23 protein-coding genes and 1 riboswitch are annotated in these 25,808 nt (G+C 55.7%); of the genes, 11 read left to right on the top strand and 12 right to left on the bottom strand.

Features of this window, described 5'->3' with window-relative positions; translation table 11 throughout:
- Window positions 1–55: 55 nt before the first annotated feature.
- The 5 genes from parE to nudF are packed head-to-tail and all read right to left on the bottom strand — an operon-like array spanning window position 56 to window position 4,464.
- Window positions 56–1,948 (bottom strand): DNA topoisomerase IV subunit B, encoded by a 1,893-nt coding sequence (gene parE / locus ACQG2Q_RS21875; protein ID WP_022649422.1) that lies wholly within the window; start codon window positions 1,946–1,948, stop codon window positions 56–58.
- A gap of 28 nt (window positions 1,949–1,976) precedes the next feature.
- A complete protein-coding gene (gene yqiA, locus ACQG2Q_RS21880) occupies window positions 1,977–2,558 on the bottom strand; it encodes an esterase YqiA (protein ID WP_023306967.1) in 582 nt (193 codons plus the stop codon).
- Window positions 2,558–3,385: a 3',5'-cyclic-AMP phosphodiesterase gene (gene cpdA, locus ACQG2Q_RS21885; protein WP_022649424.1), complete on the bottom strand. Its 828-nt coding sequence runs from the start codon at window positions 3,383–3,385 to the stop codon at window positions 2,558–2,560. Before cpdA ends, yqiA begins: the two co-directional genes overlap by 1 nt.
- Before the next feature lie 27 nt (window positions 3,386–3,412).
- Window positions 3,413–3,835, bottom strand: coding sequence for a DUF1249 family protein (locus tag ACQG2Q_RS21890; RefSeq protein WP_003862516.1), 423 nt, complete (start codon window positions 3,833–3,835; stop codon window positions 3,413–3,415).
- Window positions 3,832–4,464, bottom strand: coding sequence for an ADP-ribose diphosphatase (gene nudF / locus ACQG2Q_RS21895; protein ID WP_022649425.1), 633 nt, complete (start codon window positions 4,462–4,464; stop codon window positions 3,832–3,834). Before nudF ends, ACQG2Q_RS21890 begins: the two co-directional genes overlap by 4 nt.
- 203 nt (window positions 4,465–4,667) lie before the next feature.
- Between nudF and tolC the strand changes: the two genes are divergently transcribed.
- From tolC to ACQG2Q_RS21910, 3 genes are all read left to right on the top strand, one after another.
- Window positions 4,668–6,146, top strand: a complete 1,479-nt coding sequence (tolC, locus tag ACQG2Q_RS21900; RefSeq protein WP_022649426.1) for an outer membrane channel protein TolC — start codon at window positions 4,668–4,670, stop codon at window positions 6,144–6,146.
- A gap of 190 nt (window positions 6,147–6,336) precedes the next feature.
- Window positions 6,337–7,002 (top strand): DUF1190 family protein, encoded by a 666-nt coding sequence (locus ACQG2Q_RS21905; RefSeq protein WP_006811983.1) that lies wholly within the window; start codon window positions 6,337–6,339, stop codon window positions 7,000–7,002.
- A 2-nt stretch (window positions 7,003–7,004) separates the two neighbouring features.
- A complete protein-coding gene (locus tag ACQG2Q_RS21910; protein ID WP_063849812.1) occupies window positions 7,005–8,165 on the top strand; it encodes a glutathionylspermidine synthase family protein in 1,161 nt (386 codons plus the stop codon).
- 81 nt (window positions 8,166–8,246) lie between these two features.
- On the opposite strand, the gene ygiD is transcribed toward ACQG2Q_RS21910, so the two are convergent.
- Window positions 8,247–9,035: a 4,5-DOPA dioxygenase extradiol gene (gene ygiD, locus ACQG2Q_RS21915; RefSeq protein WP_063849811.1), complete on the bottom strand. Its 789-nt coding sequence runs from the start codon at window positions 9,033–9,035 to the stop codon at window positions 8,247–8,249.
- Between the two features lie 130 nt (window positions 9,036–9,165).
- Here ygiD and zupT point away from each other — a divergent pair, with 130 nt between their 5' ends.
- The 5 genes from zupT (at window position 9,166) to ACQG2Q_RS21940 (ending at window position 15,103) form a co-directional block, all read left to right on the top strand.
- Window positions 9,166–9,939 (top strand): zinc transporter ZupT, encoded by a 774-nt coding sequence (zupT, locus tag ACQG2Q_RS21920; RefSeq protein WP_022649430.1) that lies wholly within the window; start codon window positions 9,166–9,168, stop codon window positions 9,937–9,939.
- A 266-nt stretch (window positions 9,940–10,205) separates the two neighbouring features.
- Window positions 10,206–10,766 (top strand): fimbrial protein, encoded by a 561-nt coding sequence (locus ACQG2Q_RS21925; protein ID WP_022649431.1) that lies wholly within the window; start codon window positions 10,206–10,208, stop codon window positions 10,764–10,766.
- Between the two features lie 76 nt (window positions 10,767–10,842).
- Window positions 10,843–13,287: a fimbria/pilus outer membrane usher protein gene (locus ACQG2Q_RS21930; RefSeq protein ID WP_032621915.1), complete on the top strand. Its 2,445-nt coding sequence runs from the start codon at window positions 10,843–10,845 to the stop codon at window positions 13,285–13,287.
- A 9-nt stretch (window positions 13,288–13,296) separates the two neighbouring features.
- On the top strand, window positions 13,297–14,058 hold the full coding sequence (locus tag ACQG2Q_RS21935; protein WP_063849810.1) for a fimbrial biogenesis chaperone: 762 nt from the start codon (window positions 13,297–13,299) through the stop codon (window positions 14,056–14,058).
- Window positions 14,042–15,103 carry a type 1 fimbrial protein gene (locus ACQG2Q_RS21940; protein ID WP_032626303.1) on the top strand — a complete coding sequence of 354 codons (1,062 nt, stop codon included), beginning with the start codon at window positions 14,042–14,044 and terminating at the stop codon, window positions 15,101–15,103. Before ACQG2Q_RS21935 ends, ACQG2Q_RS21940 begins: the two co-directional genes overlap by 17 nt.
- Before the next feature lie 44 nt (window positions 15,104–15,147).
- Here ACQG2Q_RS21940 and ribB read toward each other — a convergent pair whose 3' ends face one another.
- The gene (ribB, locus tag ACQG2Q_RS21945) at window positions 15,148–15,801 is read right to left on the bottom strand and encodes a 3,4-dihydroxy-2-butanone-4-phosphate synthase (protein WP_003862538.1); all 654 of its coding nucleotides are present in this window, start codon (window positions 15,799–15,801) and stop codon (window positions 15,148–15,150) included.
- A gap of 105 nt (window positions 15,802–15,906) precedes the next feature.
- Window positions 15,907–16,057, bottom strand: a riboswitch (FMN riboswitch).
- A 120-nt stretch (window positions 16,058–16,177) separates the two neighbouring features.
- Here ribB and ubiK point away from each other — a divergent pair.
- Window positions 16,178–16,474 carry a ubiquinone biosynthesis accessory factor UbiK gene (ubiK, locus tag ACQG2Q_RS21950; protein WP_000566823.1) on the top strand — a complete coding sequence of 99 codons (297 nt, stop codon included), beginning with the start codon at window positions 16,178–16,180 and terminating at the stop codon, window positions 16,472–16,474.
- Window positions 16,475–16,588: 114 nt separating this feature from the next.
- On the opposite strand, the gene hldE is transcribed toward ubiK, so the two are convergent.
- Genes hldE through ACQG2Q_RS21965 form a run of 3 tightly spaced genes read right to left on the bottom strand, consistent with a single transcriptional unit; the run spans window position 16,589 to window position 22,238 of the window.
- Window positions 16,589–18,019 (bottom strand): bifunctional D-glycero-beta-D-manno-heptose-7-phosphate kinase/D-glycero-beta-D-manno-heptose 1-phosphate adenylyltransferase HldE, encoded by a 1,431-nt coding sequence (gene hldE, locus ACQG2Q_RS21955; RefSeq protein ID WP_015571898.1) that lies wholly within the window; start codon window positions 18,017–18,019, stop codon window positions 16,589–16,591.
- Between the two features lie 40 nt (window positions 18,020–18,059).
- The gene (gene glnE, locus ACQG2Q_RS21960; RefSeq protein WP_045307997.1) at window positions 18,060–20,915 is read right to left on the bottom strand and encodes a bifunctional [glutamate--ammonia ligase]-adenylyl-L-tyrosine phosphorylase/[glutamate--ammonia-ligase] adenylyltransferase; all 2,856 of its coding nucleotides are present in this window, start codon (window positions 20,913–20,915) and stop codon (window positions 18,060–18,062) included.
- Between the two features lie 21 nt (window positions 20,916–20,936).
- Window positions 20,937–22,238: an inorganic triphosphatase gene (locus ACQG2Q_RS21965; RefSeq protein WP_058646836.1), complete on the bottom strand. Its 1,302-nt coding sequence runs from the start codon at window positions 22,236–22,238 to the stop codon at window positions 20,937–20,939.
- Window positions 22,239–22,475: 237 nt separating this feature from the next.
- Here ACQG2Q_RS21965 and ACQG2Q_RS21970 point away from each other — a divergent pair, with 237 nt between their 5' ends.
- Together ACQG2Q_RS21970 and ACQG2Q_RS21975 are read left to right on the top strand one after the other, a co-directional pair.
- On the top strand, window positions 22,476–23,096 hold the full coding sequence (locus ACQG2Q_RS21970) for a TIGR04211 family SH3 domain-containing protein (protein WP_001303390.1): 621 nt from the start codon (window positions 22,476–22,478) through the stop codon (window positions 23,094–23,096).
- A gap of 60 nt (window positions 23,097–23,156) precedes the next feature.
- Window positions 23,157–24,398, top strand: coding sequence for a multifunctional CCA addition/repair protein (locus tag ACQG2Q_RS21975; RefSeq protein ID WP_023298627.1), 1,242 nt, complete (start codon window positions 23,157–23,159; stop codon window positions 24,396–24,398).
- A 13-nt stretch (window positions 24,399–24,411) separates the two neighbouring features.
- On the opposite strand, the gene bacA is transcribed toward ACQG2Q_RS21975, so the two are convergent.
- Entirely contained in the window at window positions 24,412–25,233 is an 822-nt protein-coding gene (gene bacA / locus ACQG2Q_RS21980) for an undecaprenyl-diphosphate phosphatase (protein WP_003862545.1), read from the bottom strand.
- A 106-nt stretch (window positions 25,234–25,339) separates the two neighbouring features.
- Window positions 25,340–25,708, bottom strand: coding sequence for a bifunctional dihydroneopterin aldolase/7,8-dihydroneopterin epimerase (gene folB / locus ACQG2Q_RS21985; protein WP_022649439.1), 369 nt, complete (start codon window positions 25,706–25,708; stop codon window positions 25,340–25,342).
- Between the last annotated feature and the right edge of the window lie 100 nt (window positions 25,709–25,808).

Here is a 25,808-nt window from a genome sequence, read left to right on the forward strand (position 1 = left end):
TAAGCGCAGCGCCACCGGGCAAAAAAAAGCCCTGCATCGCAGGGCTTTTTCAGCATCAGGCCTCAATATCCGCCATATCGCCTTTCTCCTGCAGCCAGTTACGTCGGTCTTCCGAACGTTTCTTGGCAAGGAGCATATCCATCATGGCGTTGGTTTGCTGTTCGTCTTCGTCGCTGATCGTCAGCTGCACCAGACGGCGCGTGTTCGGATCCAACGTCGTTTCGCGAAGCTGCATCGGGTTCATCTCGCCCAGCCCTTTAAAGCGCTGCACGTTCGGTTTGCCCTTCTTGCGCTTCAGCTGTTCCAGCACGCCCGCTTTCTCTTCTTCCGTCAGCGCATAGTAGACTTCTTTGCCAAGGTCGATACGGTACAGCGGCGGCAGCGCCACGTGGACGTGACCGTTTTTCACCAGCGCGCGGAAGTGCTTCACGAACAGCGCGCACAGCAGCGTGGCGATGTGCAGACCATCGGAGTCCGCATCCGCGAGGATACAGATCTTGCCGTAGCGCAGCTGGCTCAGATCGTCGCTGTCCGGATCGATGCCGATCGCCACGGAGATGTCGTGTACTTCCTGCGAGGCCAGCACTTCATCAGACGAGACTTCCCAGGTGTTGAGGATCTTACCCTTGAGCGGCATGATCGCCTGATACTCACGATCGCGCGCCTGCTTGGCCGATCCGCCCGCCGAGTCCCCTTCCACCAGGAAAAGCTCGGTGCGGTTGAGATCCTGCGCGGTACAATCCGCCAGCTTGCCCGGCAGCGCGGGGCCGCTGGTCAGTTTTTTACGCACCACTTTCTTCGCCGCGCGCAGACGACGCTGGGCGCTGGAGATCGCCATTTCAGCCAGCATTTCTGCGGCCTGAACGTTCTGGTTCAGCCACAGGGTAAACGCATCTTTCACCACGCCGGAAACAAACGCCGCACACTGGCGTGACGACAGGCGCTCTTTAGTCTGACCGGCAAACTGCGGATCCTGCATTTTCACGGAAAGCACGTAGGCGCAGCGGTCCCAGATATCTTCTGCGGAAAGCTTCACGCCGCGCGGCAGAATGTTGCGGTATTCGCAGAACTCGCGCATCGCATCCAGCAGACCCTGACGCAGGCCGTTGACGTGCGTCCCACCGAGCAGCGTTGGGATCAGGTTGACGTAGCTTTCCGTCAGCAGCTCACCGCCTTCAGGTAGCCACAGCAGCGCCCAGTCCACCGCCTCGGTATCACCTTCGAAATTCCCGACGAACGGTTTTTCCGGCAGGGTCGGCAGGCCGTTAACCGCTTCGCACAGGTAGTCGTTCAGACCCTTTTCGTAGCGCCAGCTCTGTTCGGTGTTGTTAACGTGATCTTTAAAGGTGATTTCTACGCCTGGGCACAGCACCGCTTTGGCTTTCAGCAGGTGCGTCAGGCGGGAAACAGAAAAGCGTGGGCTGTCGAAGAAGCTTTCGTCAGGCCAGAAATGGACGCTGGTGCCGGTGTTGCGTTTACCGCACGTCCCGACGACCTGCAAATCCTGCACTTTTTCGCCGTTTTCAAACGCGATGTTATACACCTGGCCGTCGCGACGGACGTTCACTTCCACGCGCTTTGACAGGGCGTTAACCACAGAGATCCCCACGCCGTGCAAGCCGCCAGAGAACTGGTAGTTTTTGTTGGAGAACTTACCGCCCGCATGCAGACGGCAGAGGATCAGCTCAACGGCAGGAACCCCCTCTTCCGGGTGAATATCCACCGGCATGCCGCGGCCATCGTCGATGACTTCCAGCGACTGATCGGCGTGCAGGATAACGTCCACGCGTTTGGCATGACCTGCCAGCGCTTCGTCCACACTGTTATCAATTACTTCCTGGCCCAGGTGGTTTGGGCGCGTCGTATCGGTGTACATCCCCGGGCGGCGGCGAACCGGCTCAAGCCCGGTGAGTACCTCAATGGCATCAGCGTTATAGGTTTGCGTCATGATTTAAGCTAGCAATTCGCATTGATTGTCAGTGGCTGTGCAGTCCAAGAAAATCGACAATCTGGGTGAAATGATCTTCAAAGCCCGTGAAAGCATGGTTTCCGCCCTCTTCTACAGTCTGGCGGCAGGATGCGTAATACGCCACTGCCTGGCGGTAATCCAGCACTTCATCTCCCGTCTGTTGCAGCAGCCAGATAAGATCGGGCGCTTCAAGCGGGTCGACCTGCATAACTTTGAGATCGTAAATATGGCGTGACTCTAGCACATATTGTTGGCCGGTGTAGGGGTTCTCGTTTTCGCCAAGAAAGTCCCTTAACAGCTCAAATGGCCGGACCGCCGGGTTAACGACGACAGCGGGCAACATAAAGCATTGCGACAGCCAGGTGGCGTAGTAGCCGCCGAGGGACGAGCCGACAACGCCAAACGATTCGCCGCCGTGTTCAAGCACAATCGATTCCAGCATTTCTGCCGCGTCCGCCGGATAAGGGGGCAGCTGCGGAATAATCATCTCCACGTGCGGATGATGTTCGCTCAGCCACTGGCGAAACTGCGTCGCCTTTGCGGAACGCGGAGAACTGTTGAACCCGTGCAGATAGAGGAGCGTCGACATCAATAGCCTTCTGAAGCGGTATCCGGGCGGAACTGCGCGCCAGCCAGACGGCACACTTCGGTGGTCAGCGAGCCGTCGGCATGCAGGTCCAGCCAGCGCCAGCCCGGTCCGATGGTGTCCAGCGTGAAGTTAGCGCAATGGGGCTTGAACTGCACGCAGGTGGACGGCGTCGCGAGCAGGCGGCGACCGTTCCAGTCGAGATCCTGTTCCTGGTGAATGTGCCCACACAGCAAATTTTTCACGCGCGGGAATTTCGCCAGCACGCTATCCAGCGCCGCAGAGTTGCGTAAGCTGTGCTGATCAAGCCAGCTACAGCCCGCCGGCAGCGGATGATGATGCAGTAACAGCAGCGTATTACGATTCGGTTCGGCGGCCAGTTTTGTCTCCAGCCAGTCAAGCTGATAGTCGCTCAACTCACCGTGCGGAACGCCAAACACCTGACTGTCGAGGAGCAGAATTTGCCACTGGTCCCCCGTAAAGACACATTTTGCCGGCGAAATCCCCGCCTCCTGAAGCGAACTGTACATGGCGGGCTGAAAATCGTGATTGCCCGGTAGCCAGACGCAAGGCACACTAAAGCTCGCAATTCCTTCGGCGAAATGCTGATAGGCTGCGGAGGATTGATCCTGCGCCAGATCGCCTGTCGCGACGATCAGATCGCATGGCCGCTTTTCAGCATGGATCGCGTCAAGAACCGCCTGATAACTCTCCCAGGTGTTCACGCCCAGAAGCGTCTCATGCTTTTCGGCAAAAAGGTGGGTGTCGGTGATTTGTAATATCCTGACTGGCGCCCCACCAGCAACAGTCAGGTTCAACAGGCTTTCCAAATGGTGTCCTTAGGTAGGTTTATGACGCTAACAAACCGGAATCGCCATTGCTCCATGTGCTAAACAATATCTTAGCCAGTCGGCTAAAAACTGGTTAATTTGATGCTTTTCGTCGCGTTGATGCAACTTTTTATTCGGATAATCATACCGCGCTTTGAAGCGAAAGATCTGCTGGCTTGAACACACTTCAGCGACCATCGCATCATGATAAAGACGTACCGTCATTGACGGCAGGCTCCAGTAGCTGATGCTCGGCGCCGTTTGCTCAATCTCCACCAGCGTAGTGTAGCGCGTTGATTCTGTTATCGTTAACCGATACTGCGCGTTGCTCACCTGATAGCTTACCGTTTCGCCGGGCGCGTCGTTTCGCGGCAGCAGGCGGCGCAGCTGGGCGAAATTGGTTTCGCACAGGCGCATCATTTCTGGGAAGTCAGGTGTATAGCGCTTCATTTTTTCCACTCGTTTCGTAAATTCTGATGATGCAGTTGCAGCCATTGCAAGGCGATGACAGACGCTGCGTTGTCGATTAAACCCTCTTCTACCCATTGGTAAGCCTGCTCCCGACTCACCACATGAACCCGAATATCTTCGTTTTCATCTGCCAGACCGTGGATCCCTTTCGCTGTCGTGGCGTCCACTTCGCCCACCATAATAGATGAGCGTTCCGTTGTTCCCCCCGGACTTGCCAGGTAGCTCAACACCGGTTTCGTCCGACCGATCGCCAGGCCTGCCTCTTCCAGCGCCTCGCGGCGAGCGACGTCTTCGACCGACTCACCCTCCTCGATCATCCCGGCCACCATCTCCAGCAACCACGGCGTTTCGCTGGTATCATACGCCGCAATACGGACCTGCTCGACCAGCACGACTTCATCACGCACTGGGTCAAAGGGTAGCAAGACTGCCGCATGCCCGCGCTCAAAAATTTCGCGTTTGATTTCACCGCTCATTTCACCGTTAAACAGGCGATGCCTGAAACGGTAAAGTTCCATTGAAAAAAAACCGCTATAAAGCGTTTCTCGTGCAATAATTTCTACATCGTTTTTGGCGAAGGTGACAGGCACGTTTTCTGGTTTTTGCATCGGTCGAGTCCTGGTAGCAATGGTGATGAAATTGTGAATTTCAAGGCTGTTTGGCTGCCGTTTGTATGGCTATATGGTAGATTGGAGCAAATTACCGCCAGATGGCACGTTACGCCAACCTTTTGGTGTGGATGATTCTGTTAGAATCGGCAATTATTTTTAATTAGATCAGCGCTAATACTGCTTCACAACAAGGAATGCAAATGAAGAAATTGCTCCCCATCCTTATCGGCCTGAGCCTGACGGGCTTCAGTGCAATGAGCCAGGCAGAGAACCTGTTACAGGTCTACCAGCAGGCACGTCTGGGCAACCCTGATTTACGTAAATCAGCGGCCGATCGTGATGCTGCGTTTGAAAAGATTAACGAAGCACGTAGTCCACTGCTGCCGCAGTTAGGCTTAGGTGCAGATTATACCTACACTAACGGTTTTCGCGATAACAATGGCATCGACTCGAATGCCACCAGCGCCTCTTTACAGCTTACACAGACCCTGTTCGACATGTCCAAATGGCGTGAACTGAGTTTGCAGGAAAAGAGCGCAGGCATTCAGGATGTCACCTATCAGACCGATCAGCAAACGCTGATCCTGAATACCGCGACCGCCTATTTCCAGGTGCTGAGCGCGATTGACGCGCTCTCCTATACCGAAGCGCAGAAACAGGCGATTTACCGCCAGTTAGATCAAACCACCCAGCGTTTTAACGTAGGCCTGGTCGCGATCACGGACGTGCAGAACGCCCGTTCACAGTACGATACCGTACTGGCTAACGAAGTGACCGCACGTAACAACCTCGACAACGCACTGGAAGCACTGCGTCAGGTCACCGGTAACTACTATCCTGAGCTGGCCTCTCTGAACGTGGACAGTTTCAAAACGGACAAACCGCAGGCGGTTAATGCTCTGCTGAAAGAAGCGGAAAACCGTAACCTGACCTTATTGCAGGCGCGCCTGAGCCAGGATCTGGCACGCGAGCAGATCCGCCTTGCACAGGATGGTCACCTGCCAACCCTGAGCCTGAGCGCCTCTACCGGCGTATCGGATACCAGCTACAGCGGGTCTAAAACGACGTCTCAGGCCTATGACGACAGCAACGTTGGCCAGAACAAAGTGGGCCTCAGCTTCTCTCTGCCGCTGTACCAGGGCGGGATGGTTAACTCTCAGGTGAAACAGGCGCAGTACAACTTTGTGGGCGCCAGCGAGCAACTGGAAAGCGCGCACCGCAACGTGGTGCAGACCGTGCGTTCTTCCTTTAACAACGTCAATGCCTCTATCAGTAGCATCAACGCTTACAAACAGGCCGTTGTCTCTGCGCAAAGCTCTCTGGACGCGATGGAAGCAGGCTACTCCGTCGGTACGCGTACCATCGTTGACGTGTTAGACGCAACGACCACGCTGTATAACGCGAAACAGCAGCTCTCCAGCGCACGTTACCAGTACCTGATTAACCAGCTGAACATCAAGCAGGCGCTGGGTACGCTGAACGAGCAGGATCTGCAAATGCTGAACAGTACGCTGGGTAAACCGGTATCCACGTCGCCTGACAGCGTGGCGCCGGAAAATCCAGAGCAGGATGCCGCGGTTGATAACTTCAACGCTAACGGCAGCGCCCCGGTTGCACAGCCAGCGGCAGCACGCAGCACCTCACCTGCCAGCAGCGGCACGAATCCGTTCCGCAACTAAGTGTGTCATCAGGCCCAGTGCGGCCTGATGCCCTCACCCCAGCCCTCTCCCACAGGGAGAGGGAGCACATTAATCCCCCCCGAACGTAAGCCAACGTAAAGATCCCCCGGATTTCGCCCCTCTTCGCTTCATTTTCAACCACTCATCCTCTATCCTGAGCGTTAATACCCCTGGGTCCTGGAAGACAAATATGAAACGGACAAAAACGATGAATCACGCGTCGTTCCGCAAAAGCTGGAACGCACGCCACCTGACACCTGTCGCGCTGGCGGTCACCGCCGTCTTTATGCTGGCAGGCTGTGAGCAAAGCGACGAAACGGTGTCGCTCTATCAAAACGCTGACGATTGTGCGAGCGCAACCGGTAAAGCCGCCGAGTGTACGACGGCCTATAACAACGCCCTGAAAGAGGCAGAACGTACCGCGCCGAAATATGCCTCACGCGAAGACTGTGTAGCCGAATTCGGCGAAGGCCAGTGCCAGCAGGCTCCTGCTCAGGCAGGTATGGCACCGGAAAACCAGGCGCAGGCACAGTCCAGCGGTAGCTTCTGGATGCCTCTGATGGCGGGTTATATGATGGGCCGTCTGATGAGCGGCGGCGCGGGCTACCAGCAGCAACCGCTGTTTAGTTCTAAAAACCCAAACAGCCCGGCGTACGGTAAATACACCGATGCCACCGGCAAGGGTTACGGTGCGGCAACGCCTGGCCGTACGATGACCGTACCGAAAACCGCGATGGCACCGAAACCAGCCACTACCAGCACCATTACCCGTGGCGGCTTCGGTGAGTCTGTGGCGAAACAAACCACCATGCAGCGTAGTGCGACCGGCTCTTCGACTCGCTCAATGGGCGGCTGATCATGGAACGAGTCAGTATTGTCGAGCGCCCGGACTGGCGCGAAAAAGCCACCGAATACGGTTTCAACTTTCACACCATGTACGGCGAGCCGTACTGGTGTGAAGACGCTTACTATAAGCTCACGCTCGCGCAGGTCGAAAAGCTTGAAGAGGTGACCGCAGAACTGCACCAGATGTGCCTGAAGGTGGTAGAGAAAGTCATCGACAGCGATGAGCTGATGACCAAATTCCGCATTCCGAAGCACACCTGGAGCTTTGTTCGTCAGACCTGGAAAACGAACCAGCCTTCGCTCTACTCTCGCCTCGATTTGGCATGGGATGGCGTGGGTGAACCGAAGCTTTTAGAAAACAACGCAGATACGCCAACCTCCCTGTACGAAGCCGCGTTCTTCCAGTGGATCTGGCTGGAAGATCAGGCGAATGCCGGAAACTTGCCGGAAGGCAGCGACCAGTTCAACAGCCTTCAGGAAAAACTGATTGAGCGTTTCGCCGAACTGCGTGAACAGCACGGTTTCAACCTGTTGCACCTCGCCTGCTGTCGCGATACCGAAGAAGATCGCGGTACGGTTCAGTATTTGCAGGACTGCGCAGCCGAAGCGGAAGTGGCGACGGAATTCCTCTATATCGAAGAGATCGGTTTAGGTGAAAAAGGTCAGTTTACGGACACGCAGGATCAGGTGATCAGCAACCTGTTCAAGCTCTACCCGTGGGAATACATGCTGCGCGAAATGTTTTCTACCAAGCTGGAAGACGCCGGTGTGCGCTGGCTGGAACCAGCCTGGAAGAGCATTATCTCCAATAAAGCCCTGCTGCCAATGCTGTGGGAGATGTTCCCGAACCACCCGAACCTGCTGCCTGCTTACTTTGCCGAAGATGATTTCCCGCCGATGGAGAAATACGTCGTTAAGCCAATCTTCTCCCGTGAAGGCGCGAACGTCTCGATTATCGAAAACGGTAAAACGCTGGAAGCGGTTGAAGGGCCGTACGGTGAGGAAGGGATGATCGTCCAGGCGTTTTATCAACTGCCGAAGTTTGGCGACAGCTATACGCTGATCGGCAGCTGGCTTATTAACGATCAGCCTGCCGGGATTGGTATTCGCGAAGATCGCGCGCTGATTACGCAGGATCTGTCGCGTTTCTACCCGCATATTTTTATTGAATAAGACTTGCCGGGTGGCGGCTTCGCCTTACCCGGCCTACATGTTGAGCGTAGGCCCGGTAAGCGCAGCGCCACCGGGCATGTTTTACCCCACCTGCACCGACAGCATACTTAAGCTCCCCATCTCAATACCGTCGACCGGTGTTGTGATAACCTCCTGACCATCCCATGCGCCTAATACATACAGCAATGGCAAGAAGTGTTCCGGCGTCGGGTTAGAGAGCGAACCGCCGTCGTGATCCAGATAGTTCACCAAAGGGTGCCGTTCGACCGGCCCTTGCCAGGTCAGGTTGTCTTTTACATAGTCATTAAAGGCTGTTGCCCAAGGGTACGGCGTATTTTCACCGTGCCAGCGTACCGTACGCAGGTTATGCACCACGTTGCCACTGGCAATCAGCATGATGCCCTCATCACGAAGCGAAGCCAGCTTACGCCCCATCTCCATGTGCCAGGCAGCCGGTTTGGTGCTGTCGATACTCAGTTGCACCATCGGGATATCCGCATCAGGATACATCTTAATCAGCACGCCCCACGAGCCATGGTCAAAGCCCCAGGCTTCTTTGTCCAGCGCAACCGGAACAGGGGCGAGCAGATCAACCAGCCGCTGCGCCAGCTCAGGCGAACCGGGGGCCGGATAATGCGTATCGTATAGCGCCTGCGGAAAACCGCCAAAATCATGGATCGTTTTTGGCGCTTCCATGGCCGTCACGCCGGTACCCCGGGTAAACCAGTGCGCAGAGACCACCACAATTGCCTTCGGACGCGGTAACGTCTTACCCAGCTGACGCCAGGCGCGGGTATAGACGTTATCTTCCAGAACGTTCATGGGGCTGCCATGGCCTAAAAACAGTGCTGGCATACGAGAAGGAGACATGGTGATATCCTTAGAGGAAGTGACAAAGTGATGGGCCTACATTACGCGCATTCAGGTGAAGATGAACGTAGATAACCGTGAAGATCATCATCAGGAAATTTGAATGCCAGATATCGCTTAAGGAGAATGCATGTCAGTACCTTTGATTTTGACCTTACTTGCGGGCGCCGCGACCTTTATCGGTGCGTTCCTTGGGGTACTCGGTCAAAAACCCTCTAATCGCCTGCTGGCCTTCTCGCTGGGTTTCGCCGCCGGGATCATGCTGCTTATCTCGCTGATGGAGATGCTGCCCGCCGCGCTTCACGCCGAAGGGATGTCGCCTGTTCTGGGCTATGGCATGTTTATCATTGGCCTGCTGGGTTATTTTGCACTCGACCGTATCCTTCCTCACGCGCACCCGCAGGATCTAATGCAAAAAAGCGTTGCCCCCATCCCTGGCAATATCAAACGCACGGCCATTCTGCTGACGCTGGGTATCAGCCTGCATAACTTTCCGGAAGGTATCGCCACCTATGTCACGGCCAGCAGCAACCTGGAAATGGGTTTTGGTGTCGCGCTGGCCGTTGCTTTGCACAATATTCCTGAAGGACTTGCCGTTGCCGGGCCCGTTTATGCCGCCACGGGTTCAAAACGTACAGCTGTCTTTTGGGCGGGTATCTCCGGGATGGCTGAAATTCTCGGCGGCGTGCTGGCGTGGCTGATCCTCGGTAGCCTCGTATCCCCGGTTGTAATGGCTGCAATTATGGCTGCCGTGGCCGGGATTATGGTCGCGCTCTCTGTCGATGAGCTGATGCCGCTGGCAAAAGAGATCGATCCCAACAATAACCCAAGCTACGGCGTGCTGTGTGGAATGTCAGTGATGGGGATGAGTCTGGTTCTGCTACAAACGGCAGGTATTGGTTAAGAATTAATGCCTCCGTTTCATACGGAGGCATTATACTATTCAAAATAACAATCCTATATATTTATCCTATAATAACTCACCAAATATAAACCCATTAGAATTTCAAAAAAAGGCGTCTCTTAAGATAGCCTGAAAATATTAATTAAAAGCACCTACAAATATATTTAAGTCACGTTAATCGCGTATTCCCACCCCAATCCGTATACTTTGCAAGTATTCTGAAATTAATATTCACATTATGAATCACTCTGAAAAAGGATATTTCCATGTATATGGGTAAGAAATTACTGTTAGCAGCGGCTATGGCTGGCATTGTGTCAGGTTCTGCTTTTGCTGAAGATCAAGGCTCTGGCAAAATCAAATTCAAAGGTGTTGTTATTGACGCACCGTGCAGCATCGCACCAGACAGCGTTGATAAAGAAGTCGATCTGGGTGAAGTGACTACGGCCGTTATCAACGCCAACAAAAAATCCACGCCGGTTCCGGTCGATATTAATCTGGAAAACTGCCAGCTTGACGATCCGGCAGACGAAACCGACACGCCAATTACCAAAGTGGATGTCACCTTCACCAGCGCAGCGACAGACGCGACAGACACCAGCCTGATGAGTAACACCTATGCAAGTGGTGCGCAGAACGTGGGTGTACGTCTGCTGGATAATGCGGAGGCTGCTATCACGCTGGGAGAATCCAACGAGGTTGAGTTGCTGGCAGGATCAACCACCCAGACGCTGCATTTCAAAGCGGTTATGGAAGTCCCCACGGGTAAAACTGCGACGGCAGGCCAGGTTGAAGCCACGGCTAACTACGTCCTGTTGTACAAATAGTTCTGTTACGTAACAGTATTAGCCGACTGGTAATTCATACCGGTCGGCATCCTTTATATATTCGAGTAACAGGATGATGACATACAAATTACAATGGATAATCATCATTGCATCCCTGTTAATGACGAGACTTACCTCTGCCACTGAATTTAATATAAACGCCATTGATAAAGATCAGCGCGGCAGCGTCGATTTATCACGTTTTAAAGATCAAATATCGGTTACGCCGGGAAGCTATTTCGTTACCGTTTCAGTTAATGATATTCCGCTGGCAAATGGCTGGCTCCTTCGCTGGAGAGAAATAAATAATGCAGTTCAAGTGTGTATTCCTCCCGAACTGGCCGATACATTTGCGTTACAGGATGAGGTTCGTCACGCTTTGCCAGAAAAAGAGGGATGCGTTGATTTCGCCGCCAGACCAGACATCAGATTTACGTTTGAGCAAGATAGCCAATCCCTGAATGTGACGATCCCCCAGGCATGGCTGCAATACCGTGCGGTGGACTGGATGCCGCCATCCACCTGGGACAACGGCGTGCCGGGCGTACTGCTGGATTACAATCTTTTTGCCAGCCATTATCAGCCCAATAGCGGCAGCAGCAATAACAACGCCAATACCTATGGCACCGTCGGTGCGAACATGGGCGCGTGGCGCCTGCGAAGCGATTACCAGTACACGCGAAGCGATACTGAAGCAGGCTCAGAGCAGGATGGCCGTTTTTCACGCGTTTATATGTTCCGCCCTCTGCCCTCAATCGGAGCGAAACTGACGCTGGGTGAAACGGATTTCCAGTCCGCAATTTTTGACGCTTTTACCTATACCGGCGCATCGCTAATCAGCGAAGAACGTATGCTGCCATGGTCGCTGCGCGGCTATGCTCCGCAGATTACCGGGATAGCGCAAACCAACGCCACGGTGACCGTAAGCCTTGCCGATCGCGTGATTTACCAAAGTAAAGTGCCACCAGGCCCGTTTGTTATTCAGGATCTTAACCAGTCGGTTCAGGGCACGCTGGACGTCAAAGTCACGGAAGAGGACGGCCGCGTCAGCACCTTCCAGGTCTCTGCCGAGTCCGTGCCGTTTTTAACGCGCAAGGGTCAGGTTCGCTACAAGTTCGCGGCGGGTAAAGCGCGCCAGGGTGCCTCCCATGACGTCGAAGATAACGCCTTCATGAGCGGCGAATTTTCCTGGGGCATGCTGTCACACACCTCCCTGTATGGCGGCACGCTGACTGATGGCGACGGTTATCGTTCAGTCGCTGCCGGGATCGGCCAGAATATGGCCTGGCTGGGGGCGCTCTCTTTTGACGTCACGCAGGCCACCAGCCAGCTGCCACACCAGCGCAGTCAGACGGGTTACAGCTATCGCATTAACTACAGCAAGCGTTTCGATACCACCGGCAGTCAGCTTACGCTTGCCAGCTACCGCTACTCAGACCCCCAGTTTTTGAGCTACGCCCGCTACCTTGATTATGACGACGGTGACCGCCAGTCGGAGAAACAAACCCTGAGCGTGACGGCAAGCCAGTACATTTCAGCGTTATCCCTGAACCTGTACGTCAACATGCTGCGTCAGACATGGTGGAATGATTCACCTTCCACGACCGGCAGCATCACGGCGGGCTACAACTTTGATATGGGCCGCTGGAAGAACCTCGGCGTAACCCTGTCCTGGAGTAAAACGCATTACGATGAGGAAGACGAAAGTGACGATACTCAGTTCTATCTCTCGCTCAGCGTACCGCTCGATCCCGACCATCGTCTTAACTATGACCTGCGTAACAGCGACACGCTGAGTCATAACGTGTCGTGGTATGACACGTCGGATCGCAATAATACCTGGGGCGTTTCCGCAGGCGCGGAGAGCGGGAAGCCAGATTCCGGCGCGCAGGTCAGCGGGAATTATCAGCATTATTCTACGTACGGCGATCTCAATCTCTCAGGCAGCTATAAAGCTGACGAATATAACTCCCTCAGCGCGAGCTGGAGTGGTTCCTTCACCTCAACGGCGAAAGGCGCCGCGCTGCACCGGCGCAGCTACGGTAATGAACCTCGTGTGATGGTCAGCACCGACGGGGTAGGCAATATCCCGCTGAACATGTCGCGAGATGAGACCAACCGTTTTGGCATCGGCGTTTTACCGTCATTCTCCAGCTATTCCCCCTCCAGCGTGCAGGTCAATCTGAACAACCTCCCTGATGGCGTGGACGTAGACAACCGCGTCGTGACCTCAACCTGGACTGAGGGAGCCATTGGTTATCGTCAGATTGCCACGCGCGCAGGTAAGGACGTGACAGGCGTTCTACGAATGTCATCAGGAGCGCCACCTCTCGGGGCGATTGTTCGCCTGGAAGCAAGCAATTTGCAGGTTGGGATGGTGGCCGATGAAGGCCGCGTCTGGCTGGCCGCCGTTGAGCCAGAACAGCAGTTTCGCGTGACATGGGGCGACAACCAACAGTGTCGCTTCTCGTTACCTTCTCACTTAGAAAACAGTATGCAGTTGATACTGCCGTGTCAGTAAGAAATCATCATGAAATTAACGCCGTTTAAAAGCCTGTGCCTGATGCTAACCAGCACAGCATTTGCTACCCACGCAGCCATTAATCTGGACCGCACGCGCATTGTTTTTCCAGAAAGCGACAAGGCCAGCAGCCTGAAAGTGGACAATCAGAGCAAGGTGCTGCCTTATCTGGCGCTCTCCTGGATTGAAGATGAAAAGGGACAAAAAGAAGATACGCACTTTATGGCGCTTCCCCCCATTCAACGTATCGAAGCGGGCACCTCGTCGCAGATAAGGATTGTTAAACAAGCCGCTACTCGCCAGCTGCCAGGAGACAGGGAATCGCTGTTTTATTTCAACCTGCGTGAAGTACCGCCAAAAAACACCAGCGCCAGCGAGGAGCGCAGCGTGATGCAGGTAGCAATGCAGAGCCGAATTAAGCTGTTCTGGCGTCCAGAAGCGATTAGCAAAAAATCCGGCGAACTGACTGAAATGCGAATGGAAGTTTCCGCCAACGCGAATGGGCTCACGGTCCACAACCCTACGCCGTACTACATCACGCTGGCGTGGCTGAGCAAAAATGCTAAAACCATGCTGCCGGGTTTTGGCAGTCTGATGATTGCGCCTTTCGCCACGGCAACCGCGTCTACCGGCGATTACCACGGTAGTTATTACAGCATCGGCTATATCGACGATTACGGTGCACTGAAAAAAGTCGACGTGCAGTGCACCGGAACGGCGCAATGTAAACTTACCGAACGGAAAATCGATAAAGATGCGAAAGCTCGCTAGTGTCCTGCTTACATTGCTGCTTTCAGCGCTGCCTTTGGAAGATGCGATGGCGCTTAACTGTTATCTGGGTGGCTCTGGCGGTTCCGTCGAGGAGACAAAAACGATCTCCCCCTTTGCCATACCCAGCAACGCCCAAATTGGCCAAAAAATATGGGAGTCTGATGACATTAGGATTCCGGTGACGTGTGACAACAACGTCTCGAGCAATTTTAAGCCGGAAGATGTCTTTGCCTGGGTAAATCCTTATCCTGCCGCAACCGATCCCTATTATGAGCTGGGCGTCACCTATGAAGGTATAGATTACGATGCTACAGGTCAGCCCAACGGCGTGGATACCCGCCAGTGTCTGGACAACAATAACATCACTATTTACACCCCTGCTCAAATCCGCCAGATGGGTTGGGAGAATCGCATTTGCTCTGGTAATCCGGATGATATCCATATTTCGCGCACGTTCGTCGCGCGATTACGACTTTTCGTGAGAATAAAGGCTGTGCCGCCGCATGGCTATGTCAGTTCGCTCAGCGATTACATCGTTGTGCAATTTGACGGTAAGGGCGGCGTTAATCAGATGGCCGACGCGAAGAACCTGAAGTATCACATCAACGGGCTGCAAAACATTACGGTTCTTGATTGCGGGGCGACGTTTAGCATTTACCCTGAGAATCAGGAGATCGACTTCGGCACTTTCAGTGCGCGCGACATTGTGAATCAGCAGAAGCGTATTCGCACGTTTTCAATACGAACCACCAAAGTGCAGGATGCCCAGTGCTCGGACGGATTTAAGATGGACTCGTCATTTTACACCACCGAAACGCTCAGCGCAGACGACACCGCGGTACTGATAGGGAATGGGTTAAAGCTGCGTATTCTTAACGGAACGGAGCCTTACACATTCAACCAGTACAAGGAATACGCCGATTTTACGGGCGATATGATGAATCTTGAGCAAAACTACACGGCTGAACTTTCGCGGGATGAAGGAAAAGCGATTCAGTCCGGGCCGTTTGAAACCGTGGTACTGTTCAAAATTAACTACCACTAGAAACAAAAAAGCCGGGTTTCCCCGGCTTTTTCACATCAGCATGTTCAGCTGGCTTTACGCTCATGCGCCCGGCGGTATTCAACCAGATCTTCAATCGTCACCACTGGCATATTGTGCAGACGCGCAAAGGTGATGCACTCCGGCGCGCGCGCCATGGTGCCATCATCGTTGGTCAGTTCGCACAGCACGCCTGCGGGTTTGAAGCCAGCCAGCGTCACCAGATCGATGGTCGCTTCGGTATGACCACCACGGGTCAGCACGCCGCCCGGCTGCGCGCGCAGCGGGAAGACATGACCAGGGCGGTGCAGATCGGAGGGTTTTGCACCATCAGCAATCGCTGCACGCACGGTAGTCAGGCGGTCAGCCGCCGACACCCCGGTGGTGACGCCATGTGCCGCTTCAATGGTCACGGTGAAGCCGGTACCAAAGGCGCTGGTGTTGTTTTCAACCATCATCGGCAGATCAAGCTGCTGGCGACGGTCTTCGGTGATGCACAGGCATACGATGCCGCTACCGTGACGGATGGTCAGCGCCATCTGCTCAACGGTCATGTTCTCGGCGGCAAAAATCATGTCGCCTTCGTTTTCACGGTTTTCATCGTCAAGCACCATCACACCGCGGCCTTCGCGCAGTGCATCCAGTGCATGTTCAACACGTTGAGTTGAAGTGCCAAAAGAGGAAAGTAGCGTCTGATTCATGGTAAAAAAACCTCATTAACTTTATGGTTACCAGAATCAGGGCAGTCTTAGGAGCGCCGTACAAGCGGCAAAAAAATAACGTGAGCGGGCCTTGCCCGACTGGATCGTTACTCTCTCCCATCCGGACTCTAACCGTCGGCCCCGGAATTACACCGGATCTGCTGACCTTTGAGAATTCACCCAAAGCGCTCGCGGGCTTTCAGCGTTAAGCTGATTTACCGCCGGTGGGGAATTTCGCCCCGCCCTGAGAATAAGCGAGATAACTATAACGCTATTGATTACCCTGGGCAATGCATAAGCTTCAAACAATTTTGTTTAACCCGCGGCATGACGCGCTACAATAGGCACTAACACCTTTTCATCAAGGGAAACGACAATGATTGACCCAAAGAAAATTGAGCAGATCGCGCGTCAGGTTCATGAGTCCATGCCGAAAGGTATTCGTGAGTTTGGTGATGACGTTGAGAAGAAAATTCGCCAGACGTTGCAGGCACAGTTGGTTCGCCTTGATTTAGTCAGCCGCGAAGAGTTTGACGTGCAGACGCAGGTGCTGCTGCGCACCCGCGAGAAGCTGGCGCTGCTGGAACAGCGTCTGAGCGAGCTGGAGAGCCGCAATGCGCCGGAAGAGGTGAAGCCAGCGCCAGCTATTCCACCGGTGGATGACCAGGCATAGTGCGGCCTGTTGTGCCCGGTGGCGGCTACGCCTTACCGGGCCTACATGAACGCGTAGGTCGGGTAAGGCGCAGCCGCCACCCGACATAAAAAAACGGGCCAACTGGCCCGTTTTTTACTGACTGTCTTTCTGGATCTTCTTAATGATGTTGGTGGTTGAACACCCGTCCTCAAAGTTGAGCACCATCACTTCACCGCCATTCGCCCAGACCTCTTCGCTACCTGCGATTTGCTCTGGTTTGTAATCACCGCCCTTCACCAGCAGGTCAGGCAGAATTCCGGCAATCAGGCGCTGCGGGGTGTCTTCTTCAAATGAGACCACCCAGTCCACCGCTTCCAGCGCGCCGAGCACTATCATGCGCTGCTCCAGCGGGTTCACCGGACGCGTTTCACCCTTCAGACGTTTGGTTGAGGCATCGCTGTTGACCGCCACAATCAGGCGGTCGCCCAGCTTGCGCGCATTCGCCAGATACGAGACATGACCCGCATGCAGGATGTCGAACACGCCGTTCGTCATCACCACTTTTTCACCGCGTTTGCGCGCGGCGGCAACGGCCACTTTCAGCTCGTCTTCGGTCATGACGCCAAAGCCGGTATCCGCACGCCCACGCACCGCATTTTCCAGCTCGATTGGCGAAACGGTGGAGGTCCCGAGTTTACCGACGACCACACCCGCCGCGGCGTTCGCGAAGTAGCACGCTTCTTCCAGGGAGTTCCCCGCCGCCAGCGTCGCTGCCAGCACGCCGATCACCGTATCACCGGCACCGGTCACGTCGTACACTTCCTGCGCCTGAGTTGGCATATGCAGCGGCGCCTTGCCCGGTTGCAGCAGCGTCATGCCCTGTTCGGAACGGGTCACCAGCAGCGCAGACAGCTCGAAATCAGCGATGATTTTCATGCCGCGCTCAACCAGCTCTTCTTCAGTTTTGCACTTGCCCGCCACCGCTTCGAACTCAGAGAGGTTGGGCGTCAGCAGGGTTGCGCCGCGATAGCGCTCAAAATCGGTGCCTTTCGGGTCGATCAGCACCGGAACGCTGGCTTTGCGCGCCAGCTGGATCATGGTCTGCACGCTCGCCAGCGCACCTTTGGCATAATCAGACAGCACCAGCGCGCCGATATTGCCCAGCGCCTGGCTAATGCGCTCATGCAGCGGCTCAGGATCAACGCCTTCGAACCCTTCTTCAAAGTCGAGGCGGATCAGCTGCTGGTTACGCGACAGCACGCGCAGCTTGGTGATGGTTGGGTGGGTCGGAACAGAAACGAAGTCGCACTTCACGTTCACGTCCGCCAGCGACTGGCTCAGCGCACGCGCCGCATCGTCAATGCCGGTCAGGCCCACCAGCCGCGAATGCGCGCCCAGCGAGGCTATGTTCATCGCCACGTTTGCCGCGCCGCCTGGACGTTCTTCAATGGTGTCGACCTTAACTACCGGCACCGGCGCTTCCGGAGAGATACGGCTGGTCGGCCCATACCAGTAGCGATCCAGCATCACATCCCCGACAACCATAACTCCAGCACGTTCAAACTCTGGCAGTGTTACTTTCATTCCTGACTCCAGAAAGATTCACAATTTGCGCGCGATAATATCACACTTGTTTTGTTACGCACGGTTCCACCAGCCACTTCTGCCAGCTTGCGGTCACCTGCGCGCGTTCATCGGTGAAACCGTCCAGCGCCACATGGCCCGGCTGTTCCTGTAAGGCCAGATGGTGCAGCTCGTCACGCAGCGTGGTGTAGGCGCGGGTTAATGCCTGCGCCTCCTGCTCATCCATAATGTCGTTCTGCGCCAGCAGTTCCAGTATGCGCACGTTATCCGACCAGCGGGTCAGCTTCGGCTTATCGTGCGCGTGCAACAGCACCAGATACTGAGTGATAAACTCAATATCGGTAATCCCGCCCTCATCAGCTTTGATATCAAAGCGATCGCGATGTTTGTTGCCAAGGTGCGCGCGCATTTTCTCACGCATTTCCCGCACTTCGGTTTGCAGCGTACAGCCTTCGCGCGGGGTCGTCATGACCGCCTTGCGGATCGCATCGAACTGCGTTTTGAGCTGCGGATCGCCGTACACCACGCGGGCGCGCACCAGCGCCTGATGCTCCCACGTCCAGGCTTCGTTCTTCTGATAGTCGGCAAAAGCCTCCGTGGAGGTAACCAGCATGCCTGCCGCGCCGGACGGGCGCAGACGCGCATCCACTTCATACAGAATGCCGGATGAGGTGCGAGTGCTGAACAGGTGCATGATGCGCTGGGCCAGGCGCAGGTAGAACTGCCGCCCGTCGATTTCGCGCTCGCCGTCGGTCATCACGTCAACCGGACAGTCGTGCAGGAAAATCAGATCCAGATCGGAGCTGTAGCCCAGCTCCCAGCCGCCCAGCTTGCCGTACCCCACCACCGCAAAACCGCGGCCTTCACGGTCAGCAAGGTGCTTCGGCTGCCCGTAGCGGGCCACCATCTGCACCCACGCCTGGTGGACCACCGCGTCGATGATCGCTTCCGCCAGCCAGGTTAAGTGATCGCTCACTTTCATTACCGGCAGGGTACCGGCGATATCTGCCGCCGCCACGCGCAACATCTGTGCCTGCTTAAACTGACGCAGCGCCTCAAGCTGTTGCTCTTCGTCCTCTTCCGGCACGCGCAGCAGATACTGACGCAGCTCGTCGCGGTAAGCATCCGTCGCCGTCGGCTGATAGAGCGTATTCGGGTCGAGCAGTTCGTCGAGCAGCAGCGGATAACGCGCCAGCTTGTTCGCCACCATCGGGGAGGCGGCGCAAAGGGAAATCAGATGCTTCAGCGCGCCGGGAAACTCACTTAACAGTTCAAGGTAGGTGGTACGCGTGACGATCCCGCTCAGGAGCGGCATCATGCGCGACAGCGGCACCGGCGCATCCTCGCGGGAGCAGACATCGCTCAGCAGATGCGGCATCAGATGATCCAGCACCTGCCGACCGCGCGGGCCAATGGCGCGTTTGTTCAGTTCGAGACGGAAATCAGCAATCAACGCCACCACGCGATGGCGGGCATCGTCGCTTAAGTGCGCCAGCACCGGCGTGGTGTCATCTTCCTGAAGCGCGTCCTGCCACAGTTCGCGCCAGTGCTCGGAGAGCGCATCGTCCTGCGATTCACTTTCGTCGTCGCCGATCAGATCGTTAAAGATGCGGCGCACGCCCGCCATATGCGCTTCCAGCCGTTCCGTCAGCGCTGCCCAGTCATCCACCCGCATCCCCCAGGCCAGACGCGCCCGGTTCAGCTCATCGCCCGGTAACGTCTGGGTCTGTTCGTCGTTGATACTTTGCAGCAAATTTTCCAGACGACGCAGGAAGAGATAAGCGTCACGCAGCGTTTGCGCATCGCCTTCCGGCAGCAGATGCAGCTGCTCGATAGCGCTCAGCGTCGGCAGCAGCGAGCGGGATTGCAGAGAAGGTTCACGCCCGCCGCGTATCAGCTGGAAGACCTGGACGATAAATTCGATCTCACGAATACCGCCCGCGCCGAGCTTGATGTTGTCCTTCAGGCCACGGCGACGCACCTCGCGGGCAATCATCCCTTTCATATTTCGCAGGGATTGGATAACGCTAAAGTCGATGTAGCGGCGGAACACGAACGGGCGCAGCATGGCGCGCAGCTCGTTGGCGTAGGCATCGTCGCTGTCGCCCATGATCCGCGCTTTGACCATCGCGTAACGCTCCCAGTCGCGCCCCTGCTCCTGGTAATAATCTTCCAGCGCGGCAAAGCTCAGCACCAGTGGCCCGCTGTCGCCAAACGGACGCAGACGCATGTCCACGCGGTAGACAAAACCATCCTGGGTGGGCTGATCCAGCGCCTTAATCAGCCGCTGGCCGAGGCGGGTAAAGAACTGGGCGTTGTCCAGCTCGCGACGACCGCCGCGCGTGGTGCCGTTCTCCGGCCAGGCAAAAATCAGATCGATGTCTGAGGAAAAATTGAGCTCGCAGCCGCCCAGCTTGCCCATCCCCAGTATCAACAGCGGTTGCGGAACCCCGTCTTCGCTGCACGGCGTGCCCCACTCTTTACAGCAGGCGGCGTAGAGCCAGTCCCGCGCGGCGACGATCAGCGTCTGCGCCAGCTCGCTCAACTGCTGCAAGGTGCTCTCTTCACTCACCAGCTCCAGCGCCTGCGCCCAGGCAATGCGTACCATCACCCGGCGGCGGAACTGACGCAGAACGCGCATCAGCGTGGGTTCATCTGCCACCTCTGCCAGCGCGGTTTGCAGCCAGCCAGCATAATGCCGCCACTCGTCAGCCTGCGGCGGCGCGCTTTCCAGCGCTGCCAGCCAGTCCGGGTTAGCGCTGACGCTCTCCTGCACAAAATCACTGAACGTGAGCACGCTTTTCGCCTGCTCGCTTAACGATGACGCGGGTAACGACTCAGGCAGGCGTTCGCAAACGGTCTGCCAGTGCTGCTGTAACTGCGAAGAAAGCGGCATATCAGGGGTTCCTTGCCAGAATTAACGTTTTCCGCTGTGCAGCCAGTACGGATCCTGCGAAATGGCCTCGTTGCGGAAATGCTCGATCTCAATCTGCTGACGGGTCTCGATGGCATGCTTAAGCCCCTGCCAGTTCTCCAGCCAGGCCTGCGCCTTCACGCCCTCATACGCACCTGACAGCAGCAACATGCTGTCGATGTTACGCGCCAGGCGGGGAAGCTGATCGCCATACTGGTCGCCCAGCGGATGCGCGAAGGTGGTTCGCAGCTCGGCCGCGTGACGGGAGAGGTGGATATCCGCAAAACGTTTGAAGTTTTCCGCGATTTTAGTCTGCCCTTTCGCATCGAGGAAAATGCGCCAGCCGCGCGTCACCAGAAATTCGGTCAACGCCAGTTTCGCGCTGGCGTTTTGCGGGCTGTAGATCGCAGTTTGTGCCGACACGTCAGAAAGCATCAGCGTTTCGGTTTGAGTGAGCAGATCACGTAAGTGAGCGCTGGCTTTACGCGGTACAATACCGCCGAACAACGCCAGGGTGTGACGCACCAGACCCATAGCAGCGAGCACCTGTTTTTTGGCATTTTTCACGTTACGCGCCCACAGCTCCTCGTGGTACTGCCACTGAGAGAGCGCCAGCTCCAGCGCCGCTTCCATGCCCTGCTCAACGGAGGCTTTCGGCACAACGCGCAAAATCGGGGTTTCTCGCAGCACGCGCGGCGCATTCCCGGCGGCCAGGTGATAGCCGCGCGCCGCTTTACTCAGGCTGCCCTGACGCAGGCCAGGCTGGTTCACCAGCTTGTGCGCCAGCTTCAGCACGTCGCTCGCGTCGCCTTCCAGCAGTTCAAGCTCCAGCTCGCAGATCGGCTCCTGCTCTTCACCAGCCTTAATTTCACCTCGATCAAACGCAATCTCAATGCGGCTCTTGCCTTCCGTCACCAGCCATTTCTCGCGCCAGAAATCGGTGCTGAACAGCGGTTGCGCCTCTGCCGACAGCGTTGCGGGCAGCGTCCCTTCCGGCCACACTTCCGCCGGAAAACGATCCAGCTCAAGTTCTGGCTTACTGATGTCGATATTGTATTCCGGACGCTGGTGCAAACCGCCCACCACGCGACCGGCGATTTTCATCGTCATCTCGTAGCGCCCGTTCGCACCACGGATGCGCAGGCCCATATCGTGGTTGCGCAGCCAGTTGTCCGGCGTTTCGTAATAGATGTTGAGCAGCTGTACGGGTTCATGGTGCTCGCCGGACAGCGTGTTCAGATGCTGGCGGAGCGCGTCAGCGCTGTCTTTTTCGACGATAAACTTTAATTCGATCTCTTGTGCCATAGCCTTGTACTTTTGCGTGCGTCACAGACGCGTCGATGAAGGCGAACTTCCTCGCCATTTGTTTGTCAGTACATAGTATTTTGCGCCAAATTGCCACGCAATGAGCAATTTGACGGGCGTAAAAGTTTAAAGCGGTGGAAATCATGACACAGATGATTCCGATTGATGATGAATCCTTTGCGTAGCGACACTGATACCACTACTATCGTTCCACTTTTTATGAAAATAACGACTGATATGCTTAAATTACGCCTGATTGGACTTACTTTACTCGCTTTTAGCGCCGCAACCGCGGTCCACGCTGAAGAGAAACGTTACGTTTCTGATGAACTGAATACCTGGGTACGCAGCGGCCCTGGAGACAATTATCGCCTCGTGGGTACGGTAAATGCCGGCGAGGAAGTGACTCTGCTGCAAACTAACGCAGACACCAATTACGGTCAGGTTCGTGACAGCTCTGGCCGCACCTCATGGATCCCGCTGAAAGAGCTAAGCACAGTGCCAAGCCTGCGCACCCGCGTGCCGGATCTGGAAAATCAGGTGAAAACCCTGACCGATAAGCTGAACAACATTGACGGTACCTGGAACCAGCGCACCGCAGAGATGCAGCAGAAAGTGGCGCAAAGCGACAGCGTGATCGCCGGCCTGAAAGACGAAAATCAGAAGCTGAAAAATGAGCTGATCGTCGCACAGAAGAAAGTAAACGCCGCGAATCTACAGCTGGATGACAAACAACGCACCATCATCATGCAGTGGTTTATGTATGGCGGCGGCGTACTGGGCGTCGGTCTGGTGCTGGGTCTGGTGCTTCCTCACCTTATCCCAAGCCGTAAACGTAAAGACCGCTGGATGAACTAACTCGTCTTCTCTGCCACACTTACGTATCATCTTGCGAAAAGAGAAAACGGGAGTGTTGGCGTGAAGAGTTATCTGGTCGGTGGTGCGGTACGTGATGCGTTATTAGGTCTGCCGGTCAAAGATAAAGATTGGGTCGTGGTCGGTGCCACGCCCGAAGCGATGATTGACGCGGGCTACCAGCAGGTAGGCCGCGATTTTCCTGTGTTCCTCCATCCGAAAAGCCGCGAAGAGTACGCCCTGGCGCGTACCGAACGGAAATCGGGTTCCGGTTATACCGGCTTCACCTGCTATGCCGCGCCGGATGTCACGCTGGAGCAGGACTTACTGCGCCGCGATCTCACCATTAACGCCCTGGCGCAGGACGAAAACGGACATATCATCGACGCCTACGGCGGCCAGAACGATCTGCGCGATCGTCTTTTACGCCATATTTCCCCCGCCTTTTCTGAAGATCCGCTTCGCGTACTGCGCGTGGCGCGTTTTGCCGCCCGTTATGCCCATCTGAGCTTCCGTATCGCCGACGAGACGATGGCGCTGATGACGGCCATGACCGACGCGGGCGAGCTGGAACACCTGACGCCAGAACGCGTCTGGAAAGAGACCGAAAACGCCCTGACCACCCGCAACCCACAGGTCTTTTTCCAGGTTCTGCGCGACTGCGGGGCGCTGAAAGTGCTGTTCCCGGAAATAGACGCGCTGTTTGGCGTGCCCGCCCCGGCGAAATGGCACCCGGAAATTGATACCGGAATTCACACTCTGATGACCCTGAGCATGGCCGCCATGCTCAGCCCTGAAGTGGACGTGCGCTTTTCCACCCTCTGCCATGACCTCGGCAAGGGGTTAACGCCAAAGGAGTTGTGGCCACGCCACCACGGGCACGGTCCGGCTGGCGTAAAGCTGGTTGAAGGGCTTTGCCAGCGCCTGCGCGTGCCGAATGACATTCGCGATCTGGCAAAACTGGTCGCCGAGTTCCACGACCTGATCCACACCTTTCCGATCCTGAAACCCGCCACCATCGTCAGGCTGTTCGATAACATCGACGCCTGGCGCAAGCCGCAGCGCGTGGAGCAAATTGCGCTGACCAGCGAAGCGGACGTGCGCGGCCGTACCGGGTTTGAAGCGTCCGATTATCCGCAGGGTCGTTTGCTGCGCGAGGCGTGGGAAATCGCAAAAGCGGTGCCAACGAAAGAGGTGGTGGAGGCAGGGTTTAAAGGCCCGGAGATCCGCGAAGAGCTGACGAAACGGCGGATTGATGCGGTTGCGGCGTGGAAGGAAAAACGTTGCCCTCAGCCGAAAGACTGAGGGCGGTCGGTCATCAGAAGAAGACCACGTACACGGCAGCCGCGACGATAAAGCGGTAGATCGCGAACGGAATAAACGAGATACGCTTAATCAGTTGCAGGAAGGTTTTGATGGCAATCAGCGCCACGATAAAGGCGGTGATAAAGCCCACGGCGAACATCGGAATGTCGCCTACGGTCAGGAAGCCGATGCTTTTGTAGAGATCCAGTGCGGTGGCGCCCATCATCATCGGTACCGCCAGCAGGAACGAGAACTCAGACGCCGCGTAACGGCTCACGCCCATCAGCATCCCGCCGGAAATGGTTGCCCCTGAACGGGAGAAGCCCGGCCACAGCGCCAGACACTGGAAGCAGCCAATCATAAACGCCTGGCGATACGTCATATCGTCAAGACCTTCTGCACGCGGGGTTTTTGGCTTCAGCACTTCGGCGGCAATCAGCAGGAAGCCGCCGACAACCAGCGCGTACATCACGTTAATCGGGTTGAAAAGCGATTTTATGGTGTCGTGGAACACCAGCCCCAGCACCACCGCCGGGATCATCCCCAGCAGAATATGAATCAGCGTCAGGCGCCCCTTGCCCTCTCCTTCACGCTGCGGTAAACGCCCGAAGTGGATGCCGATCAGACCAAACAGACGACGCCAGAACATGACGACCACCGCCAGAATAGAGCCCAGCTGAATCACCACCTCAAACGTCTTTGCGGTATCGCCTTCAAAGCCCAGGAGATGGCCAACGATAATCATATGGCCCGTACTGGACACCGGCAAAAACTCCGTCAATCCTTCGACCACACCCAGAATTGCCGCCACCAGCAGCGAGTGCATATCGCTCATCTATAAACCCCTAAAAAGATATAAAAAAACGGTGTCCCACGCGGACAACCGTGAAAGATACAGCTTTAAGACCGATATAACCTAAAATGGTTTAGCAATTATGACGTTAAATCTTTCCTTTCAGATTTGTGCCACGCTCGATAATCACGCCCACATTGGCGGCGCGCGCCACCGCGCCCGGCTTGCTTAGTTTGATGCGCACCCACGGGGAGTTAAATTTGCTCAGTAGCAGGTCCGCTACCTCTTCCGCCACGCGTTCCACCAGCGCAAATCGTTGCCCTTCCACGTGGCCAACTACCGCTTCACTGATGTCGGCGTAGCTCAGACAGTCATTCACATCATCGCTTTTTGCTGACTTGCGGTTATCCCAGCCCATTTCGATATCGAACACCAGTTTCTGCTCGATGGTCTGTTCCCAGTCGTAAACACCAATTGTGGTGATTACCGAAAGTTGCTCTATAAATACAATATCCATCACGACCTGCCTGCTTTTTGGCTAAACCGGATACCACTTCCGGCGAATTATGCGTATTATCCACAGATGCTGAGAATACAGATACATTTTCAAAACGGAA

The organism is Enterobacter cloacae complex sp. 370H10 (genome assembly GCF_050031535.1).
Classification (GTDB): domain Bacteria; phylum Pseudomonadota; class Gammaproteobacteria; order Enterobacterales; family Enterobacteriaceae; genus Enterobacter; species Enterobacter intestinihominis.